18 protein-coding genes are annotated in these 15,373 nt (G+C 64.4%); 9 read left to right on the forward strand and 9 right to left on the reverse strand.

Annotation, left to right across the window (positions count from 1 at the left end; genetic code table 11):
* Positions 1 to 15: 15 nt before the first annotated feature.
* The 3 genes from sufB to L858_RS0112025 form a co-directional block, all read right to left on the reverse strand.
* Positions 16 to 1,500, reverse strand: coding sequence for a Fe-S cluster assembly protein SufB (sufB, locus tag L858_RS0112015; RefSeq protein ID WP_022683393.1), 1,485 nt, complete (start codon positions 1,498 to 1,500; stop codon positions 16 to 18).
* Positions 1,497 to 1,982, reverse strand: a complete 486-nt coding sequence (locus tag L858_RS19990) for an RrF2 family transcriptional regulator (RefSeq protein WP_022683394.1) — start codon at positions 1,980 to 1,982, stop codon at positions 1,497 to 1,499. The genes sufB and L858_RS19990 overlap by 4 nt, the downstream gene beginning before the upstream one ends.
* A 105-nt stretch (positions 1,983 to 2,087) precedes the next feature.
* Complete coding sequence (locus tag L858_RS0112025) at positions 2,088 to 3,026, reverse strand: helix-turn-helix domain-containing protein (protein WP_022683395.1); 939 nt, start codon at positions 3,024 to 3,026, stop codon at positions 2,088 to 2,090.
* 349 nt (positions 3,027 to 3,375) lie between these two features.
* Between L858_RS0112025 and L858_RS0112030 the strand changes: the two genes are divergently transcribed.
* Both L858_RS0112030 and ggt read left to right on the forward strand, forming a co-directional pair.
* Positions 3,376 to 4,413 (forward strand): quinone-dependent dihydroorotate dehydrogenase, encoded by a 1,038-nt coding sequence (locus L858_RS0112030; RefSeq protein WP_022683396.1) that lies wholly within the window; start codon positions 3,376 to 3,378, stop codon positions 4,411 to 4,413.
* Between the two features lie 69 nt (positions 4,414 to 4,482).
* The gene (gene ggt, locus L858_RS0112035; protein WP_022683397.1) at positions 4,483 to 6,183 is read left to right on the forward strand and encodes a gamma-glutamyltransferase; all 1,701 of its coding nucleotides are present in this window, start codon (positions 4,483 to 4,485) and stop codon (positions 6,181 to 6,183) included.
* A gap of 7 nt (positions 6,184 to 6,190) precedes the next feature.
* On the opposite strand, the gene L858_RS0112040 is transcribed toward ggt, so the two are convergent.
* The 5 genes from L858_RS0112040 to pspA are packed head-to-tail and all read right to left on the reverse strand — an operon-like array spanning position 6,191 to position 8,268.
* A complete protein-coding gene (locus L858_RS0112040; protein ID WP_022683398.1) occupies positions 6,191 to 6,613 on the reverse strand; it encodes a SufE family protein in 423 nt (140 codons plus the stop codon).
* Between the two features lie 47 nt (positions 6,614 to 6,660).
* A complete protein-coding gene (locus L858_RS0112045) occupies positions 6,661 to 6,891 on the reverse strand; it encodes a hypothetical protein (protein WP_022683399.1) in 231 nt (76 codons plus the stop codon).
* Positions 6,892 to 6,932: 41 nt separating this feature from the next.
* On the reverse strand, positions 6,933 to 7,313 hold the full coding sequence (pspC, locus tag L858_RS0112050) for an envelope stress response membrane protein PspC (RefSeq protein WP_022683400.1): 381 nt from the start codon (positions 7,311 to 7,313) through the stop codon (positions 6,933 to 6,935).
* A 1-nt stretch (position 7,314) separates the two neighbouring features.
* Entirely contained in the window at positions 7,315 to 7,596 is a 282-nt protein-coding gene (gene pspB / locus L858_RS0112055) for an envelope stress response membrane protein PspB (protein WP_022683401.1), read from the reverse strand.
* Positions 7,597 to 7,599: 3 nt separating this feature from the next.
* Positions 7,600 to 8,268: a phage shock protein PspA gene (pspA, locus tag L858_RS0112060; protein WP_022683402.1), complete on the reverse strand. Its 669-nt coding sequence runs from the start codon at positions 8,266 to 8,268 to the stop codon at positions 7,600 to 7,602.
* Between the two features lie 164 nt (positions 8,269 to 8,432).
* On the opposite strand from pspA, the gene pspF reads away from it, so the two are divergent.
* Positions 8,433 to 9,440 carry a phage shock protein operon transcriptional activator gene (gene pspF / locus L858_RS0112065; protein ID WP_022683403.1) on the forward strand — a complete coding sequence of 336 codons (1,008 nt, stop codon included), beginning with the start codon at positions 8,433 to 8,435 and terminating at the stop codon, positions 9,438 to 9,440.
* 46 nt (positions 9,441 to 9,486) lie between these two features.
* On the opposite strand, the gene L858_RS0112070 is transcribed toward pspF, so the two are convergent.
* On the reverse strand, positions 9,487 to 10,365 hold the full coding sequence (locus L858_RS0112070) for a 3-hydroxybutyryl-CoA dehydrogenase (protein ID WP_022683404.1): 879 nt from the start codon (positions 10,363 to 10,365) through the stop codon (positions 9,487 to 9,489).
* Between the two features lie 198 nt (positions 10,366 to 10,563).
* Between L858_RS0112070 and L858_RS0112075 the strand changes: the two genes are divergently transcribed.
* Genes L858_RS0112075 through pal form a run of 6 tightly spaced genes read left to right on the forward strand, consistent with a single transcriptional unit; the run spans position 10,564 to position 15,157 of the window.
* On the forward strand, positions 10,564 to 11,034 hold the full coding sequence (locus L858_RS0112075) for a YbgC/FadM family acyl-CoA thioesterase (protein WP_022683405.1): 471 nt from the start codon (positions 10,564 to 10,566) through the stop codon (positions 11,032 to 11,034).
* A complete protein-coding gene (gene tolQ / locus L858_RS0112080; RefSeq protein ID WP_022683406.1) occupies positions 11,031 to 11,750 on the forward strand; it encodes a protein TolQ in 720 nt (239 codons plus the stop codon). The genes L858_RS0112075 and tolQ overlap by 4 nt, the downstream gene beginning before the upstream one ends.
* Before the next feature lie 52 nt (positions 11,751 to 11,802).
* Positions 11,803 to 12,267 (forward strand): protein TolR, encoded by a 465-nt coding sequence (gene tolR, locus L858_RS0112085; protein ID WP_022683407.1) that lies wholly within the window; start codon positions 11,803 to 11,805, stop codon positions 12,265 to 12,267.
* 18 nt (positions 12,268 to 12,285) lie between these two features.
* On the forward strand, positions 12,286 to 13,257 hold the full coding sequence (locus tag L858_RS0112090; protein ID WP_022683408.1) for a cell envelope integrity/translocation protein TolA: 972 nt from the start codon (positions 12,286 to 12,288) through the stop codon (positions 13,255 to 13,257).
* On the forward strand, positions 13,254 to 14,588 hold the full coding sequence (gene tolB, locus L858_RS0112095; RefSeq protein WP_022683409.1) for a Tol-Pal system beta propeller repeat protein TolB: 1,335 nt from the start codon (positions 13,254 to 13,256) through the stop codon (positions 14,586 to 14,588). Before L858_RS0112090 ends, tolB begins: the two co-directional genes overlap by 4 nt.
* 56 nt (positions 14,589 to 14,644) lie before the next feature.
* Positions 14,645 to 15,157: a peptidoglycan-associated lipoprotein Pal gene (gene pal / locus L858_RS0112100; RefSeq protein ID WP_022683410.1), complete on the forward strand. Its 513-nt coding sequence runs from the start codon at positions 14,645 to 14,647 to the stop codon at positions 15,155 to 15,157.
* Positions 15,158 to 15,373: the final 216 nt, after the last annotated feature.

Raw genomic sequence — 15,373 nt, forward strand, 5'->3', positions numbered from 1 at the left:
TGGAAGAGGGAAGGGTCAACCGACCGAACCCTCCAGCGAAATACCCAGCAGCTTCTGCGCCTCGACGGCGAACTCCATCGGCAGCTGTTGCAGCACTTCCTTGACGAAGCCGTTGACGATCAGGGACACGGCGCTTTCCTGATCCAGCCCCCGCTGCAGGGCATAGAAAAGCTGGTCGTCGCTGATCTTGCTGGTCGTCGCCTCATGTTCGATCTGCGCAGAGGGGTTTCGCACCTCGATATAGGGCACGGTATGCGCGCCGCACTGGTCGCCCAGCAGCAGGCTGTCGCATTGGGTGAAGTTGCGCACGCCCTCCGCGCCCGGCGCGACGCGCACCAAGCCCCGATAAGTGTTGTTCGAGCGGCCGGCGCTGATCCCCTTGGACACGATGGTCGAGCGCGAGCCCTTGCCATTGTGGATCATCTTGGTGCCGGTATCGGCCTGCTGCATATTGTTGGTGAGCGCGACGGAGTAAAACTCGCCGACGCTATTTTCGCCGTTCAGCACGCAGCTGGGATATTTCCACGTAATCGCGGAGCCGGTTTCCACCTGGGTCCAGCTGACCTTGCTGTTGCGCCCCTGGCAAAGCGCCCGCTTGGTCACGAAATTATAGATGCCGCCCTTGCCCTGCTCGTCGCCGGGATACCAGTTCTGGACAGTCGAATATTTGATCTCCGCATCATCCAGCGCGACCAGTTCCACGACGGCGGCGTGCAGCTGGTTCTCGTCGCGCATCGGCGCGGTGCAGCCTTCGAGATAGGAGACATAGGAGCCCTCATCCGCCACGATCAGCGTGCGTTCGAACTGGCCCGTGTTTTCGGCATTGATGCGGAAATAGGTGGACAGCTCCATCGGGCATCGCACGCCCTTGGGGATGTAGACGAAGGTGCCGTCGGAGAAGACCGCGCAATTCAACGTCGCGAAATAATTGTCGTGCATCGGCACGACCTTGCCCAGCCACTTCTTCACCAGATCGGGATATTCGCGCACCGCCTCACTGATTGAGCGAAAGATGACGCCGGCCTCCTCCAGCTCCTTGCGGAACGTGGTGGCGACCGAGACGCTGTCGAACACGGCGTCTACAGCGACCTTGCGGCTGCCTTTCACTCCGGCAAGCATTTCCTGCTCGGCGATGGGGATACCGAGCTTCTGGTAGGTCGCCAAAATCTCCGGGTCGACCTCATCCAGTGAGTTCAGTTCCGCCTTCTTCTTGGGCTCGGCATAATAATAGGCGTCTTGATAGTCGATCGGCGGGATGTTGAGCTTGGCCCAGTCGGGCGACTCCATCGCCTGCCACAGGCGGAACGCCTTCAGCCGCCATTCCAGCAGCCATTCAGGCTCCTTCTTCTTGGCGGAGATGAAGCGGACCGTGTCTTCGTTCAGGCCCTTGGGCGCGAAGTCCTGTTCGATGGCGGAGGACCAGCCATGCTCGTAGGTCGAGGCGCGCTCGGCGGCCTCATGCGCTTCGAGATTGCGGACGGTGGTGGCTTCTTCGGTCATAGGGCGATCTGTTTAGCTCCGCTGAACTCGGCTCCGCCTCGTTTCTCGACTTCACTCGAAACGAACCGGGAGGGAGGAATCTCTCGCGTCAGGCTGGCAATGGTGACGCCTGCCAGCGCCGAGCGAATCGCATTGTTGGCGACATTCATGTGCGGGCGGACGCGGCAATCCTGCTCCATCGAACAATCATGCGTGCCATGGTCGGCGCAGGCCGTCATCGCGATCGGGCCCTCCACCGCCTCCACCACATCGGCCAAGGTGATCGTGGCGGGCGGTCGGCTGAGGCGCACGCCACCGCCAGTGCCGCGGCTCGATTCGAGCAGACCGGCAGCCGACAGGCGGCTCACCAGCTTTTGCGCCGTCGGCAGCGGGATGCCGGTTTCCGCGCTGAGCGTGGTCGCATTCATCCTGGTGCCCCCGCAATGACGGGCGGCTGCTGACATCAGCACCACGGCATAATCTGCGAAACTCGAAAGCCTCATAAACCGGCGTCTTTGCGAACCATTCTTAATCGGACGGAATCAATCCGATTGCGCATGTGGTCGCACGGGGCGCCGGAATCAAGCCGTTTTTAGCGTCGCTGCGCTTCAGCTGTAGCGGTTGATCACCGCGACGTCGCCGCCCAGCGACCGACGCAGCAGGGTAAGCTGCGCCACGGCGCTTGGCTCCGACTGAAGCTGGTGCGGGGTCAACCCGATGAAATGCTTGATCTCCCGGATGAAATGAGACTGGTCGTAGAAGCGCCCGTCTTCGCACAGCGCCTGCCAGCTTTCATGATCCAGCGCGATCCGGGCGCTGCACCGAAGCGCGCGATATTTGCGCGCCAGCAGTTTGGGCGGACAGCCATAATAGCGGTTGGTGAGCCGCGCGAGCTGCCGCGGCGACAAGCCCGTCCTGCTCACCAGCGTTTCGATGCGCGGCGATCCTTCCTCCATCAGCCACCCATCGACGGTTTCGAGCAGCCGCCATGTCGATTCGGGCAGCGGCACGAGCTTGCTCGTCAGGAAGGACCAGCACAGGCCGGCGATCGCCTCTGCATCCTCCGCATTCTTCAGGGCGGCCAGCAGGTCGCGATAATCCTGTCCGCTGCCCATGTCGGTCACCCGATCCGTCAGCGCGCTGGCGTCACCGCCTTGCAGCGCCTGCCATCCCGCCGGCAGCAAGGAGATGCCGACGACCTTCGCGGGTCCCTCCAACTCGAAACGAGTCGCACCCAGCGTCGGTCCAAGCAGACAGATTTCCGGCGTGGGCGCCTGCCTGCCATCATGGAAATGATAAGCGCCGCCGCCCTTCAGCATGAAGCGGAGTTGCGGCACGTCCGCACGCGTCACATCGGAATAATGATCGGCATCGGCGGAGAAGATGTAGAGCGAGCCGAAATAGGTGTTCAGTTGATCGGGCAAGGCGAAATAGCGCAACTGCACCGGACCCTGCACGGCGTCGACACTATAGGAGAGCGGCGCCCACCCATCCTTTGCCGTGATGTTCCCCGTCCCCCCGGACGCTTCGCCGCGATGCGACATCATAGTCCTTATACCCCGCACCGGCACTATGCGTCATCTCGTCGCGGACGCAAGCGTCATGGTAAACAGGGAGGGATTTTTCCCGAAGTGGGACAAGTCTTGAAAAATGACCCGGCAGTTTTAGCTGCCGGGTCAGTAAAAGGTCTCGTCAGCCAAGTGGCCTAGAGCCTTCGGGTCGCAAGAGTCTCTTAAGTCCGAATCGGGTCCGGTTTATTGGATGGATCAGACATTTGACGGACCATTATGGCACCATTAACCAAGATTCTTCTGGGGCCTAGGACATTGGAAGGTCACTGTTGCCGCAGCGCAACAGCGACTCGACGCCGCGGTCTCGCGCTGGCATAGGCCGCCCATGTTCTACAGTCTTGCCCGCCCCCTTTTCTTCGCGTTCGAGGCCGAACGTGCACATCATCTCTCGATCGCGCTGCTGCGGATGATGCCTACTCCTGCGCCGCTTGAGCCCGATCCCATGCTGGAACAGACCGTTGCCGGCATCCACTTCCCGAACCCTGTCGGGCTCGCCGCCGGCTATGACAAGGAAGGGCGGGTTGCGCACAAGATGCACGGGCTGGGCTTCGGTTTTGCGGAGTTGGGAACGCTCACCCCCCTGCCCCAGCCGGGCAATCCGCAGCCGCGCCTGTTCCGTCTGGCCGAGGACAGGGCCGTCATCAACCGCATGGGCTTCAACAATGGCGGGCAGGCGGCTGCGGCGGAGCGAGTCGCCAAGCGGCGGCGGCCCAATGGCGCCGTCATCGGCATCAATATCGGCGCGAACAAGGATGCGGTGGACCGAATCGCCGATTATGCGACGGGCGTCACCTGCATGGCGCCGTTGGCGGATTATCTGACGGTCAACATCTCGTCCCCCAACACGCCGGGCCTGCGCGCCTTGCAGGACCGGGCGGCACTCGACGAACTGCTGGGCGCGGTGATGGCCGCGCGCGGCACCGGCCGCACTCCGATTTTCCTGAAGGTCGCCCCGGACCTGGAGCCTGCGGATGTGGAAGACATCGCCGCTGCCTGTCTGGACCACCGCATCGACGCGTTGATCGTGTCCAACACCACCATTTCGCGTCCGGCGCTGCGCTCGGTGCATGGCGGAGAGACGGGCGGACTGTCGGGTGCGCCGCTCACCGATCTGTCATTGCAGAAACTGCGCGATTTCCGCCGGCTGCTGGGCGCGCGGCTGCCCTTGATCGGCGTGGGCGGCATCGCCAGTGCAGAACAGGCCTATGCCCGCATCCGCGCCGGGGCGAGCCTGGTCCAGCTTTACAGCGCCCTCGTCTATGAAGGGCCCTATCTGCCCAAGCGGATCAATGCGGGGCTGAAGGCGCTGATGCGGCGCGATGGGGTCGCCCGGATCGGTGATGTGGTGGGCGCGGACGCCTGATCGCGCCGCAAGAACGGATAAGTGCCGCCAGCCATTGCGGAATATCGGTCCGGCTCTAGGGTGACGCCCATGACTTCGCACCTCCTTCGCCTCTTGGTTCCGCTCACATTCCTGAGTTTGCTGCCCGCCCCTCTGGCCGCGAGGGAGCCGGTGTCGGTCAGCGCCACCGTATCCGCCGCCGATCCGCGCGCGGCAGAGGCCGGGCGGGAGATATTGCGCCAGGGCGGCAGCGCCACGGATGCAGCCATCGCGATGATGCTGGCGCTGAACGTGGTGGAGCCGCACAATAGCGGCATCGGCGGGGGCGGCTTCCTGATGCACCATGATGGACGCACCGGCGTGCTTGAATCGATCGACGGCCGCGAGACGGCGCCGGCGGCGGCGCGTCCGGACCGCTTTATGGGCGAGGACGGCGAGCCGCTTTCCTTTCGCGATGCCTGGCCTGGCGGCTATTCGGTCGGCGTGCCGGGCAATGTGCGGCTCGCCTGGCACGCGCATCGCAAATGGGGCAAGCTGCCTTGGGCGGCGCTGTTCCAGCCCGCCATTCGTCTGGCGGAAGAAGGGTTTGAGGTACGCCAGCGGCTGGACACGGCGATGAAGGCGGTGGCGCCGATCTGGGCCGATTTTCCGGAGATCCAGACATATTTCTGGGTGAACGGCGCGCCCGCAGCGATGGGCACCATGCTCAAAAATCCGCCGCTCGCCGCCTTGTTCAAACGTATCGCAGCCGAAGGGCCCGACGCCTTCTATCTTGGCGACAATGCAAAGCTCATCGCGCAGACGGTGACCCAAGCGCCGAAAAATCCTGTGCCGATGACGGAAGCGGATCTGGCCGCCTATCAGGCCAAGCCGCGCAAGCCGGTCTGCGGCCCCTATCGCAGCTTTACCATATGCGGCATGGGGCCAGCTTCGGCCGGCGGCATCACCGTGTTGCAGGTGCTGGGGATGGTGGAACATTTTCCCCTCGCGAAATGGGGCAAGGACGATCCCCGGTCCTGGCACGTGATCGGCGAGGCCATGCAGCTCGCCTATGCCGACCGCGACACTTATCTGGGCGATCCCGAATTCGTACAGGTGCCGATCGCGGGGCTGATCGATCCTGCTTACCTTAAACAGCGGTCCGCGCTGATTTCGATGGGCAAGGCACTGAACGATTATCGCCCAGGCTCGCCGCCGGGCGCGCAGGTCCGCACGTCGGCGCTGCCCCAGCCCGAATCCGGCACCAGCCATTTCGTCGCCGTGGATCGCAATGGCGACATCGCCGCATGGACCTCCACGATCGAGAGCTTCTTCGGCAGCCAGCTGATCGCCAATGGCGTCATCCTGAACAATCAACTTACCGACTTCAGCTTCACGCCCGAGAAGAACGGCGCGCCGGTCGCCAACCGGGTGGAGGCAGGCAAGCGCCCCTTGTCCTCCATGTCGCCGACGATCGTCTATGATTCTGCCGGGACGCCCGTGTTCACGGTCGGCGCGGCAGGCGGCAAGACCATCATCATGCAGGTCGCCAAGGCGCTGATCGCGCATTTCGACTGGGGGCTGTCCGCGCAGGACTCGATCGCGCTGGGGCTGGAATTCTTCAACGCCGACGGGATCGTGCTCGAAAAGGGCACGTCATTGGAGGCGATGAAGGCGCCGCTGGAAAACCTGGGGCACAAGGTCAGCGTGGCGCCCATGGGGCTGAAGGCCAATGCGGCCGAGCGCCTGCCGGACGGGCACTGGATCGGTGCCGCCGATCCCCGGAGCCCGGGCGTATCACTCCAGGAGTGACCGCACCTTAGCTGTAGCGCGCGGCAGTCTGCCGGATGAGGGCGATCATGTTGGGGATGCCCTGGGTGCGGTTGGAACTGAGCTGATTGCGCAGGTCGAAAGGGGCAAGCGCGGCCTCGATATCGGTGGCGCCGATGACGGCAGGCGCCTGATCCTGTACCGTCAGCAGGACGAGGGCGATGATTCCCTTCGTGATGGCGGCATTGCTGTCCGCCAGAAAATGGAGGCGCCCATCGTCGAGCGCGGTGGGATAGACCCACACGGCAGCGGAACAGCCGCGCACCAGCGTAGCGTCAGTCTTGAGCGCGTCAGGCATCGGCTCCAGCGCCCGGCCGAGGTCGATCAGCAGCCGATACCGGTCGTCGGCGTCCAGAAATTCATATTCCTCGATCAGGTCGGCAAGCTTGGGCGTGTCGGTCATAGCCGCCATATAGGGGGAAAAGCGGCCGGCGGAAGCCGCCTTTTCCCCCGCTGCCGTCAAAGATCGACTCCGGCGGCAATGGCCTCAAGCTTGCGGACGCGTTCCCTGAGATCAGCCACTTCGATCCGTGCCACCGCGGAAGGCTGGCCGCCCTCGCCGGGTCTGCCGAGTTCGGCATGTTTGAAGCCGAGCCACCCGTTCCAGCCGCGCAGGGCCGCCGTTGCGACGATGAGCAGCGCCGACAGAGCAGCGGTCGCGACGATGAGAGTGTAAGCCAGGTCCTGCATTCACTATCCCTCCAAAGAGGCTCGCGCTCGATCCGCGCCGGTCAGCGAAGCCTGTCGATCTCGTCGGCCAGGCGTGTGTTGCGGCTGGTATAGAAGGTTTCGATGTCAGCCAGCCTGCGGTCGATGTCGCGGAATTTGGAGCGCACGTCACGCGTGGAGCGGGCCGGGTTGGTCCGCACGCCTTGCCAGAATTTCTCGTCATCACGATCGGCATAGAGGCCGAGCGGCTTGCTTTCGGCGAAATAGGCGGCGGCGAAATAGGCGATCAGCGTCCAGGGGAAAGCCCCCATCAGCGTCACCAGCACTGCGGCGACCCTGACCCAGACCACATCGATCCCGCTATAGTCGGCAATGCCGGCGCACACGCCCATCCATTTGCCATTCTGCTTGTCCAGATAATATTTGGTGCGGCGCGCAGCCATGTCAGTTCCTCCGATCGAGATTTTGGCGGCTGAAATCATAGTCATCGTCGTGCAGGGGCCGCGACGGACGGAATTCGGGATTGTCGGCAGCGATGATCCGCTCGACCGTCTGCAACCGCTCCTCCAGCCGTCGGGCGAGCAGGTGAAGCTCGTCCAGCAGCCGCTCATCCTCGTCGGTGATCTTGGGCGCCTGCTTCCACTTGGTGACATAGTGGAAGATCAGCCAGGGCATGCCGATGAACAGCATGCCGCAGATCATGATGGGCAGGAATATATCCTCCATGGATCAGCCTTCCCTGTTCATGCTGGCCTTAAGCGCCGCGAGCTCTGCATCGACCCTGTCGGATGCCTTGAGGTCGGCGATCTCCTCCTCCAGCGACTTCACATTCTGCCCCAGGCCAGCCGCATCGGCACGGCCCTCTGCCAGATCGACGCGGCGCTCCAGAATGTCGAACCGGGCGAAGGCCTCGTTCACCTTCTCGCCGGCATAGGCTTCGCGCAGGCGCAGACGGTTCTGGGCGCTCTCCATCCGAGTGACCAGGCCATTCTGACGGGTGCGGGCCTCGCGCAGCTTGGCCTGGAGTTTGGCAATGTCCTCCTCCGACGCGCGGAGCGATTCATCCAGGCCTTCAATCTCCTGCGACAGCTGCTGCGCCATGTCGGCGGCCTTCTGCTTCTCGACAAGGGCGGCCTTGGCCAGATCCTCGCGATCCTTGCTGAGCGCCAGTTGCGCCTTTTCCGTCCAGCTGAGCTGCAAGCCCTCAAGCCGTGAGATATGCCGGCTAATCTCTTTCTGGTCGGCGATGGTGCGGGCGGCGGACGCGCGCACCTCTACCAACGTTTCCTCCATTTCGAGGATGATCATGCGGATCATCTTGGCCGGATCTTCCGCCCGGTCGAGCAGATCGGTAACGTTGGCGGCGATAATGTCGCGGGTGCGGGAAAAGATACCCATTGGACTTTCACTCCTGATGCGCGGGGACTGTCGCGCTTGACCGGAGATCTGCAGGAGCCGTGCCAAACCGGACAGATGGCAGAATTGCGCGGTTTTCGTCGGAGGCCGCGAGGCGCCGAGGAAAACTATTGCCTAACAATGGTGAATTTCACCATATATTGGCAATGAAGAAGAACACACAGTTTGTCGGGCAGTCCCTGGCCTTCCTGGATGCGGTGGAGCAGGCGGGACGCGCTGCCGAACTCAACCGCCCGATACTGGTCATCGGCGAGCGCGGCACGGGCAAGGAACTGATCGCCGAGCGGCTGCACCGGCTATCGCCGCGCTGGGACGGGCCGCTCATCATCATGAACTGCGCGGCGCTGCCCGAGACGCTGATCGAGGCGGAGCTGTTCGGTCATGAGCAAGGGGCCTTCACCGGCGCCGCACGGTCGCGGGCTGGACGATTCGAGGAGGCGGACGGGGGCACGCTGTTCCTCGACGAGTTGGGTACGTTGTCGATGGCCGCACAGGAGCGGCTGCTGCGGGTGATCGAATATGGCGAAGTGACGCGGATCGGCGCATCGCGGCCAATCTCGGTCGATGTGCGGATCGTTGCGGCGACCAACGAGGACCTGCCCGCCGCAGCCGAGGCGGGGCGCTTCCGCCCCGACCTGCTCGACCGACTGAGTTTCGAGGTGATCACCTTGCCCCCGCTCCGTGCGCGGGAAGGGGACGTTGCGGTACTGGCGGATCATTTCGGACGGCGCATGGCGGCGGAGCTGAACTGGCCGCAATGGCCGGGCTTTTCTCCCGACTGCCTGGCCGAACTGGAAGCACATGACTGGCCGGGTAATGTGCGCGAACTGCGCAATGTGGTGGAGCGCGCCATTTATCGCTGGAACGACCCCGATCGGCCGGTGGCGGCGGTCCAGTTCGATCCCTTCGCCTCACCGTGGAAGCCAAAGTCGCCAACCCCTGCGCCGGCCCAAGCCGTGCCGGCCGCCCGGGCAATGACGGCTTGGGAGGAGATCACTGATTTGAAGGCAGCCGTTGACGCGCATGAAGCCGCGATCGTGCGTTCGGCGCTAGCGCGGCATCGCTTCAACCAGCGCGCGACTGCGAAGGGATTGGGCCTGACCTATGACCAGCTTCGCCATTGCATGAAGAAGCACGGGTTGAGGGAGGGGTGATCGGAAACGCCATGCCCCTGCTTTTGCAGGAGCACGAAGTCCATGATCACCGCGTCGGCACGGGCTCCACGCCGGAATAGTCATAGAAGCCCTTGCGGGTCTTGCGGCCAAGCCAGCCGGCCTCGACATATTTGACCAGCAGCGGCGCCGGGCGGTATTTCGGGTCGCCGGTCGTGTCCTGCAGCACCTTGCAGATCTCCAGGCAGGTATCCAGGCCGATGAAATCCGCCAGCGTCAGCGGACCCATCGGGTGGTTGAGGCCGAGCATCACGCCCTTGTCGATGTCCGCCACGGTGCCCACGCCCTCACCCAGCGCGAAGACCGCCTCATTGAGCATCGGCAGCAGGATGCGGTTGACGACGAAGCCGGGCGCGTCGAACGCATGGACGACCTGCTTGCCGAGGCTGGCCGCGAAGGCTTCGACGGCGCTCACCGTCTCCGCGCTGGTAGCAAGGCCGCGGATAACCTCGACCAGCGCCATCAACGGCACCGGGTTGAAGAAGTGGACGCCGACGAAGCGGCTCGCGTCGGGCGCCGCCTGCGCCAGCCGAGTGATCGGGATGGAGGAGGTGTTGGAGGCAAGGATCGCATCGGCGGCGAGCAGCGCGCCAACATTGGCGAAGATCGTCCGCTTGATATCTTCCCGCTCGGTCGCAGCCTCGATCACCAGTTGCGCGCCGGCGAGCGGCGCGACCTCGCCCACGGGCTGGATGCGGGCAATGGCGGCATCGGCGTCCCCCTGGGACAGCTTGCCCTTCTCGACCGTCTTCGCCAGTTGCCGGATGATGCCGTCGCGGCCCTTCTGCGCACGCCCCAGATCGACGTCGGACAGGATAACCTCATAGCCCGCCTGCGCCGCCACCTGCGCGATGCCCGCGCCCATCTGCCCGGCGCCGATTACGCCCACGGTTCGAATATGGGTCATGCTGCTTCCTCCGCCCTTTGATTCAAAAGTTGGCGGCAGCCCTAACGACAAGGCGAGCACAGTGCCACCATCCTCTGTCGATCAGCCGGTGCAGATGGGGTTCCGACCGATGGAAAGCCCGACAGGACCGGCAGAATGGTGTCATTACCGCTATTTCCGGCTTTGCGCGCGTCGTGCATGATGGTTAAAAGCCCCGCCATGTCCGTTTCTTTGCCCTTGCCCGCGCCGGCGACCGGAAGGTTCATTGCCGCCGAGCATTATTTCCCCCTGCGCGTCTATTTCGAGGACACAGATCTGTCGGGCCTGGTCTATCACGCCAATTATCTGCGCTATATGGAACGGGCGCGGTCCGACATGCTGCGGCTGGCGGACATCGACCAGCGCGGCAATCTGGAGGACGGCGAGGGCGTCTATGCCGTCACCGACCTACATATCCGGTATCGTCGGCCGGCGCGGCTGGACGATGAACTGATGGTGGTGAGCCGCGTCACCGCCGTTGGCGCCGCCACCTGCTCCATTCATCAGGGAGTCAGGCGGGGCGATGAAATACTGACGGACGGCGACGTCTCTGTCGCATTCCTGACACCCCAGGGCCGCCCGCGCCGGCAACCCAAGCCCTGGATCGACATTTTCAGCCGTTTGATGAGAGGGGAAGACTTCCACCCATGAGCCTTTCGATGCCCGAGGTTGGCGCCGCCGTGGGCGCGGCCGCCGCCAATGCCACCATTTCGCCGCTGGCGCTGTTCCTGCAGGCCGACATCGTCGTGAAAGTGGTGATGCTGGGGCTGCTGCTCGCCAGCATCTGGACCTGGGCGATGATCATCGGCTTCAGCTTCACCTTGCGCAAGGCAAGCAAGCAGAGCGCGGCGTTCGAACGCGACTTCTGGAAGGCGGAGGATATCGACCGCTTCTATGAAGCGCGCGGCAAGGCGGAGTTTCCCGCCGCCCGCGTGATGGCGGCGGGCGTCACGGAATGGCGCCGCTCCACCGCGCAGAAGGTGATCGACCGCGAAGGCACGCGCGACCGGCTGTCGACCACCATGTCGAGCACCATCGGCGCCGAAGTCGATCGGTTGTCGGATCGGCTGAACATCCTGGCCACCATCGGATCGGTGGCGCCTTTCGTGGGCTTGTTCGGCACCGTCTGGGGCATCATGCGCGCCTTTACCGCGATTGCCGCCGAGCAGAACAGTTCGCTGGCGGTGGTGGCGCCGGGCATCGCCGAGGCGCTGTTCGCAACCGCAATCGGCTTGTTCGCCGCCATACCAGCGGTGATCGCCTACAACCGCTTCAGCCACGGCATCAACCGAATGGAGTCCGGGCTGACGCGCTTTGCCGACGGCTTCTATTCGACGCTCAGCCGGGAGTTGGAGGCGCAGCGGTGACGGTTTCGAAAGCCCACAACCGCACGGCATTTCGTGGTGGAGGAGCCTTGTAATGGCGATGTCCGGCCCTCCCTCCGGTCGTCGTGGGCGCGGGCGTGCGCCGATGGCCGATATCAACGTGACACCGCTGGTCGATGTCATGCTGGTGTTGCTGATCATCTTCATGGTGACCGCGCCGCTGCTGGTAACCGGCGTACCGGTGAACCTGCCCGAAACCCGCGCCAAGGGGCTGGATCAGGACCAGAAACCGACTGTCGTGTCGGTCGATCGCGACGGCGGCGTCTTCATCGACGAGGAGCAGGTGAGCGACGCGGACCTGCCCTCCCGCCTTGCCGAGATCATGTCCGCCAACGCCGGAAAGGCCGAGCCGCCGCAGATTTTCCTGCGCGCCGACAAGGGGCTGGACTATGGCCGGGTGATGCTGGTCATGGGTGAGTTGAACCGCGCCGGCCTCAACAAGGTTGCGCTGGTGAGCACCGGTGCCGACGGTGGCACTGTCAGCAGCGGTTCAGAATAGGGGCCATAGGTCTTGGCGATGGATCGTGCGGAGAAAATCGGCCTTGGCGTGGCCACAGCGGGGCATGTCCTGCTGTTCGGCCTGCTTTCGGCCGGCTTTCTCTCGACCCCCAATCCGCTGAAGCTGAACTCGCCGCCGATGGATGTGAGCCTGGTGGATGAGGTGGCGCTGAAGTCGATGGCCCCGCAACTGTCGACCCAGCCCCCCCCGCCGAGCGTGGCGCCGGAGAAGGGACCGACGGAAGACGCCGCGCCGGCGCCCGAGCCTGAGCCACAGCCCATCCCGGAACCGGAGCCGGTCCCCGCTCCACCGCCGCCCAAGCCCGTGCCGCCCAAGCCGGTAGCGAAGCCTGCGCCGCCCAAGCCTGCGCCCGCGCCGCCAAAAAAGGACGTGCCCAAGGCCACGCCCAGGCCCAAACCCGCTCCGGAAAAACCGGCAGCACCGGCCAAGCCTGCGCCTGCAAAGCCCAAGCCCGCCGCCGCCGCTCCCGCAAGATCGGCGCAGAAGCCCGCCGCCAAGCCGAAGGCCGACGCGCCTGCGCGCGCTTCGGGCCAGGGCAAGGCCGAAAAGCCCAAGGGATCGCTGCTCGGCAAGGATTTCCTGAAGGGCATCGACACGGAGGCTGACGCGCCCCGCAAGGCCGCGCCGCCGCCCGCCGCCGCCATGGGCCCGGCCCAGAAGGCCGCGCTGGACGCGGAAATCCGTCGCCAGCTGAAGCCGCACTGGCGCCCGCCTTCGGGCGCGGATGCCGATCAGTTGGTAACCCTGCTCGAAGTGCGGCTCGACAAGAGCGGCAATGTGATCGGCGCGCCGCAGGTGATCGACCAGCTGGGCGTGACCGCGAGCAACCGCCCGCAGGCGCAACTACATGCGGAGCGCGCGATCCAGGCGGTGAAGCTGGCTTCCCCGTTCCGCAACCTGCCGGCAGAATTTTACGACCAATGGAAATGGCTGCGGCCACTCCGCTTTGACGCGAGGCTGAACCGATGATGACGACCTTGTTTCGCCGCCTGAGCGTGGCGACCGCCGCCTTCATGGCTCTCGCCGCCGCGCCCGCGCTGGCGCAGTTGTCAGTCGACGTGACCGGCGAAATCGACAGCAACCTCAAGATCGTCGTGCCCTCCCTTCCGGCACAGGCGGAGGTTTCGACCCCTGCGGGCGGTTCCACCGAACTGGGACGCAAGATCGCCGAGGTGATCGCGTCCGACCTCAAGGGGTCGGGCCTGTTCGACCCATCGGGGCCGGGCGGCATTCCCGCCATCAGCTTCGGCGAAGTGACCGCGCCTGCCTATGCCAAATGGGGTGCCTATCAGGCGCTGGTGCAGGGTTTCGTGCGCACCACAGGGGGAGAGGCGGACATCACGGTCGGCTGCTACCTCTATGACGTGGCGCTGAAGCAGGAACTGACGCGGCAGGGCTATGTCGTGAGCCCACGCGACTGGCGGCGCGCGGCACATAAATGCGCCGACGCCATTTATGCGCGCCTGTCAGGGGAGAGCCCCTTCTTCGACAGCCGCATCGCCTATATCGCGGAGAGCGGGCCCAAGGGGAACCGCACCAAGCGCCTCGCCATCATGGATTCGGACGGCGCCAACCACCGCTTCATCACCAACGGCCAGTCGATCGCGCTGACGCCGCGCTTTTCGCCCGATTACAAGTCGATCGTCTATGTCAGCTATCTGAACAACCGCGTGCGCATCTATGTCTATGACATTGGCACCGGGCGGCAAAAGCTGGTGACGGAGAGCAACAACCCAACCTTCGCGCCGCGCTGGTCCCCCGATGGCCGCAATATCCTTTTCTCGATGGCGATCGCGGGCAATACCGACATCTACCGCGTGTCGGCACAGGGCGGGTCACCGGTACGGCTGACCACGGCGCCGGGGATCGATGTCGGCGGCAGCTACTCGCCGGATGGCACGAAGATCGTGTTCGAAAGCGACCGTTCGGGCAGCCAACAGATTTATGTCATGAACGCGGATGGCTCGGGCCAGCGCCGGATCAGCCATGGCGGCGGGCGCTATGCGACGCCCGAATGGAGCCCGCGCGGCGACCTCATTGCCTTCACCAAGATCAGCGGCGACTTCAAGGTGGCAGTGATGACGCCCAGCGGCGACAATGAGCGTATCCTGACCAATGGCTGGCAGGACGAGCAGCCCAGCTGGTCGCCCAATGGCCGCGTGTTGCAATTCTTCCGCACGAGCCCCGGCCGCGACGGCAGCAGTCAGGTGTGGCAGGTCGACCTGACCGGCGTGAACGAACGGCGCATCCCGACGCCGCTCAGCGGCTCCGACCCCGCCTGGGGTCCACTGCTGCCCTGATACGGAACCACATCGTCGCGAAGACGTAACGACCTTATATTTTCAAGGAGCCAGACATGAAACTCTCCCGCCCCCTGCTGATCGCCGCTTCCGTGCTCGCGCTTGCCGCCTGCGGGAAGAAGGCTCCCAAGGAACTGCCGCCGCCGCCGGCCGACACCAGTGCGCAGACCGGCACCGGCTCCACCGCCCCGTCGGGCCCCACCAAGGGCAGCCAGGAAGATTTCGTCGCCTCCGTCTCGTCCGACCGCATTTTCTTCGACACCGATCAATATGATGTCGATGCGCAGGACCAGCAGACCCTGCAGAGCCAGGCCGCCTGGCTCCAGCAGAACCCCAATGTCCGCGTGACGGTGGAGGGCCATGCCGACGAGCGCGGCACCCGCGACTATAATATCGCGCTGGGCGAGCGGCGCGCGAACGCGGCCAAGAATTACCTCGCCTCGCTGGGCATCGATCCCAGCCGCATCACGACCGTCAGCTATGGCAAGGAACGCCCCGCGGCGCTCGGTTCGGATGAGGCGGCATGGGCGCAAAATCGTCGCGCGGTGACCGTCACCGTGCAATATTGAAGCCTTTGGGTCGCACCGATGCTTCAGGGGGCTCGCCAGTCATGCGCCGGCGAGCCTTTTATTTCGCCTGCCAACCGGTTGCCGTAGCCGATGATTAGGGTGGCGAAGACCAGCGGGCCAACGCCGCTCCAGCGGGCATGGCAGCCTATATCACGGGCGCGGCGCTGCTGGCGGTTGGCGGCATATATGTGAATTTGCAGTAGAAGCTGTCAGAAT

It is taken from the genome of Sphingobium bisphenolivorans, assembly GCF_000412635.1.
GTDB classification, from domain to species: domain Bacteria; phylum Pseudomonadota; class Alphaproteobacteria; order Sphingomonadales; family Sphingomonadaceae; genus Sphingobium; species Sphingobium bisphenolivorans.

Coding starts and splice junctions, on each gene's coding strand:
- L858_RS0112090 (WP_022683408.1), top strand. CDS start 12,286: ATGGATCGTGCGGAGAAAATCGGCCTTGGCGTGGCCACAGCGGGGCAT.
- tolR (WP_022683407.1), top strand. CDS start 11,803: ATGGCGATGTCCGGCCCTCCCTCCGGTCGTCGTGGGCGCGGGCGTGCG.
- pspB (WP_022683401.1), bottom strand. CDS start 7,596: ATGGAGGATATATTCCTGCCCATCATGATCTGCGGCATGCTGTTCATC.
- L858_RS0112040 (WP_022683398.1), bottom strand. CDS start 6,613: ATGGCGGCTATGACCGACACGCCCAAGCTTGCCGACCTGATCGAGGAA.
- L858_RS0112070 (WP_022683404.1), bottom strand. CDS start 10,365: ATGACCCATATTCGAACCGTGGGCGTAATCGGCGCCGGGCAGATGGGC.
- L858_RS0112030 (WP_022683396.1), top strand. CDS start 3,376: ATGTTCTACAGTCTTGCCCGCCCCCTTTTCTTCGCGTTCGAGGCCGAA.
- ggt (WP_022683397.1), top strand. CDS start 4,483: ATGACTTCGCACCTCCTTCGCCTCTTGGTTCCGCTCACATTCCTGAGT.
- tolQ (WP_022683406.1), top strand. CDS start 11,031: ATGAGCCTTTCGATGCCCGAGGTTGGCGCCGCCGTGGGCGCGGCCGCC.
- pspF (WP_022683403.1), top strand. CDS start 8,433: ATGAAGAAGAACACACAGTTTGTCGGGCAGTCCCTGGCCTTCCTGGAT.
- sufB (WP_022683393.1), bottom strand. CDS start 1,500: ATGACCGAAGAAGCCACCACCGTCCGCAATCTCGAAGCGCATGAGGCC.
- L858_RS0112045 (WP_022683399.1), bottom strand. CDS start 6,891: ATGCAGGACCTGGCTTACACTCTCATCGTCGCGACCGCTGCTCTGTCG.
- tolB (WP_022683409.1), top strand. CDS start 13,254: ATGATGACGACCTTGTTTCGCCGCCTGAGCGTGGCGACCGCCGCCTTC.
- L858_RS19990 (WP_022683394.1), bottom strand. CDS start 1,982: ATGAGGCTTTCGAGTTTCGCAGATTATGCCGTGGTGCTGATGTCAGCA.
- L858_RS0112025 (WP_022683395.1), bottom strand. CDS start 3,026: ATGATGTCGCATCGCGGCGAAGCGTCCGGGGGGACGGGGAACATCACG.
- L858_RS0112075 (WP_022683405.1), top strand. CDS start 10,564: ATGTCCGTTTCTTTGCCCTTGCCCGCGCCGGCGACCGGAAGGTTCATT.
- pspC (WP_022683400.1), bottom strand. CDS start 7,313: ATGGCTGCGCGCCGCACCAAATATTATCTGGACAAGCAGAATGGCAAA.
- pspA (WP_022683402.1), bottom strand. CDS start 8,268: ATGGGTATCTTTTCCCGCACCCGCGACATTATCGCCGCCAACGTTACC.
- pal (WP_022683410.1), top strand. CDS start 14,645: ATGAAACTCTCCCGCCCCCTGCTGATCGCCGCTTCCGTGCTCGCGCTT.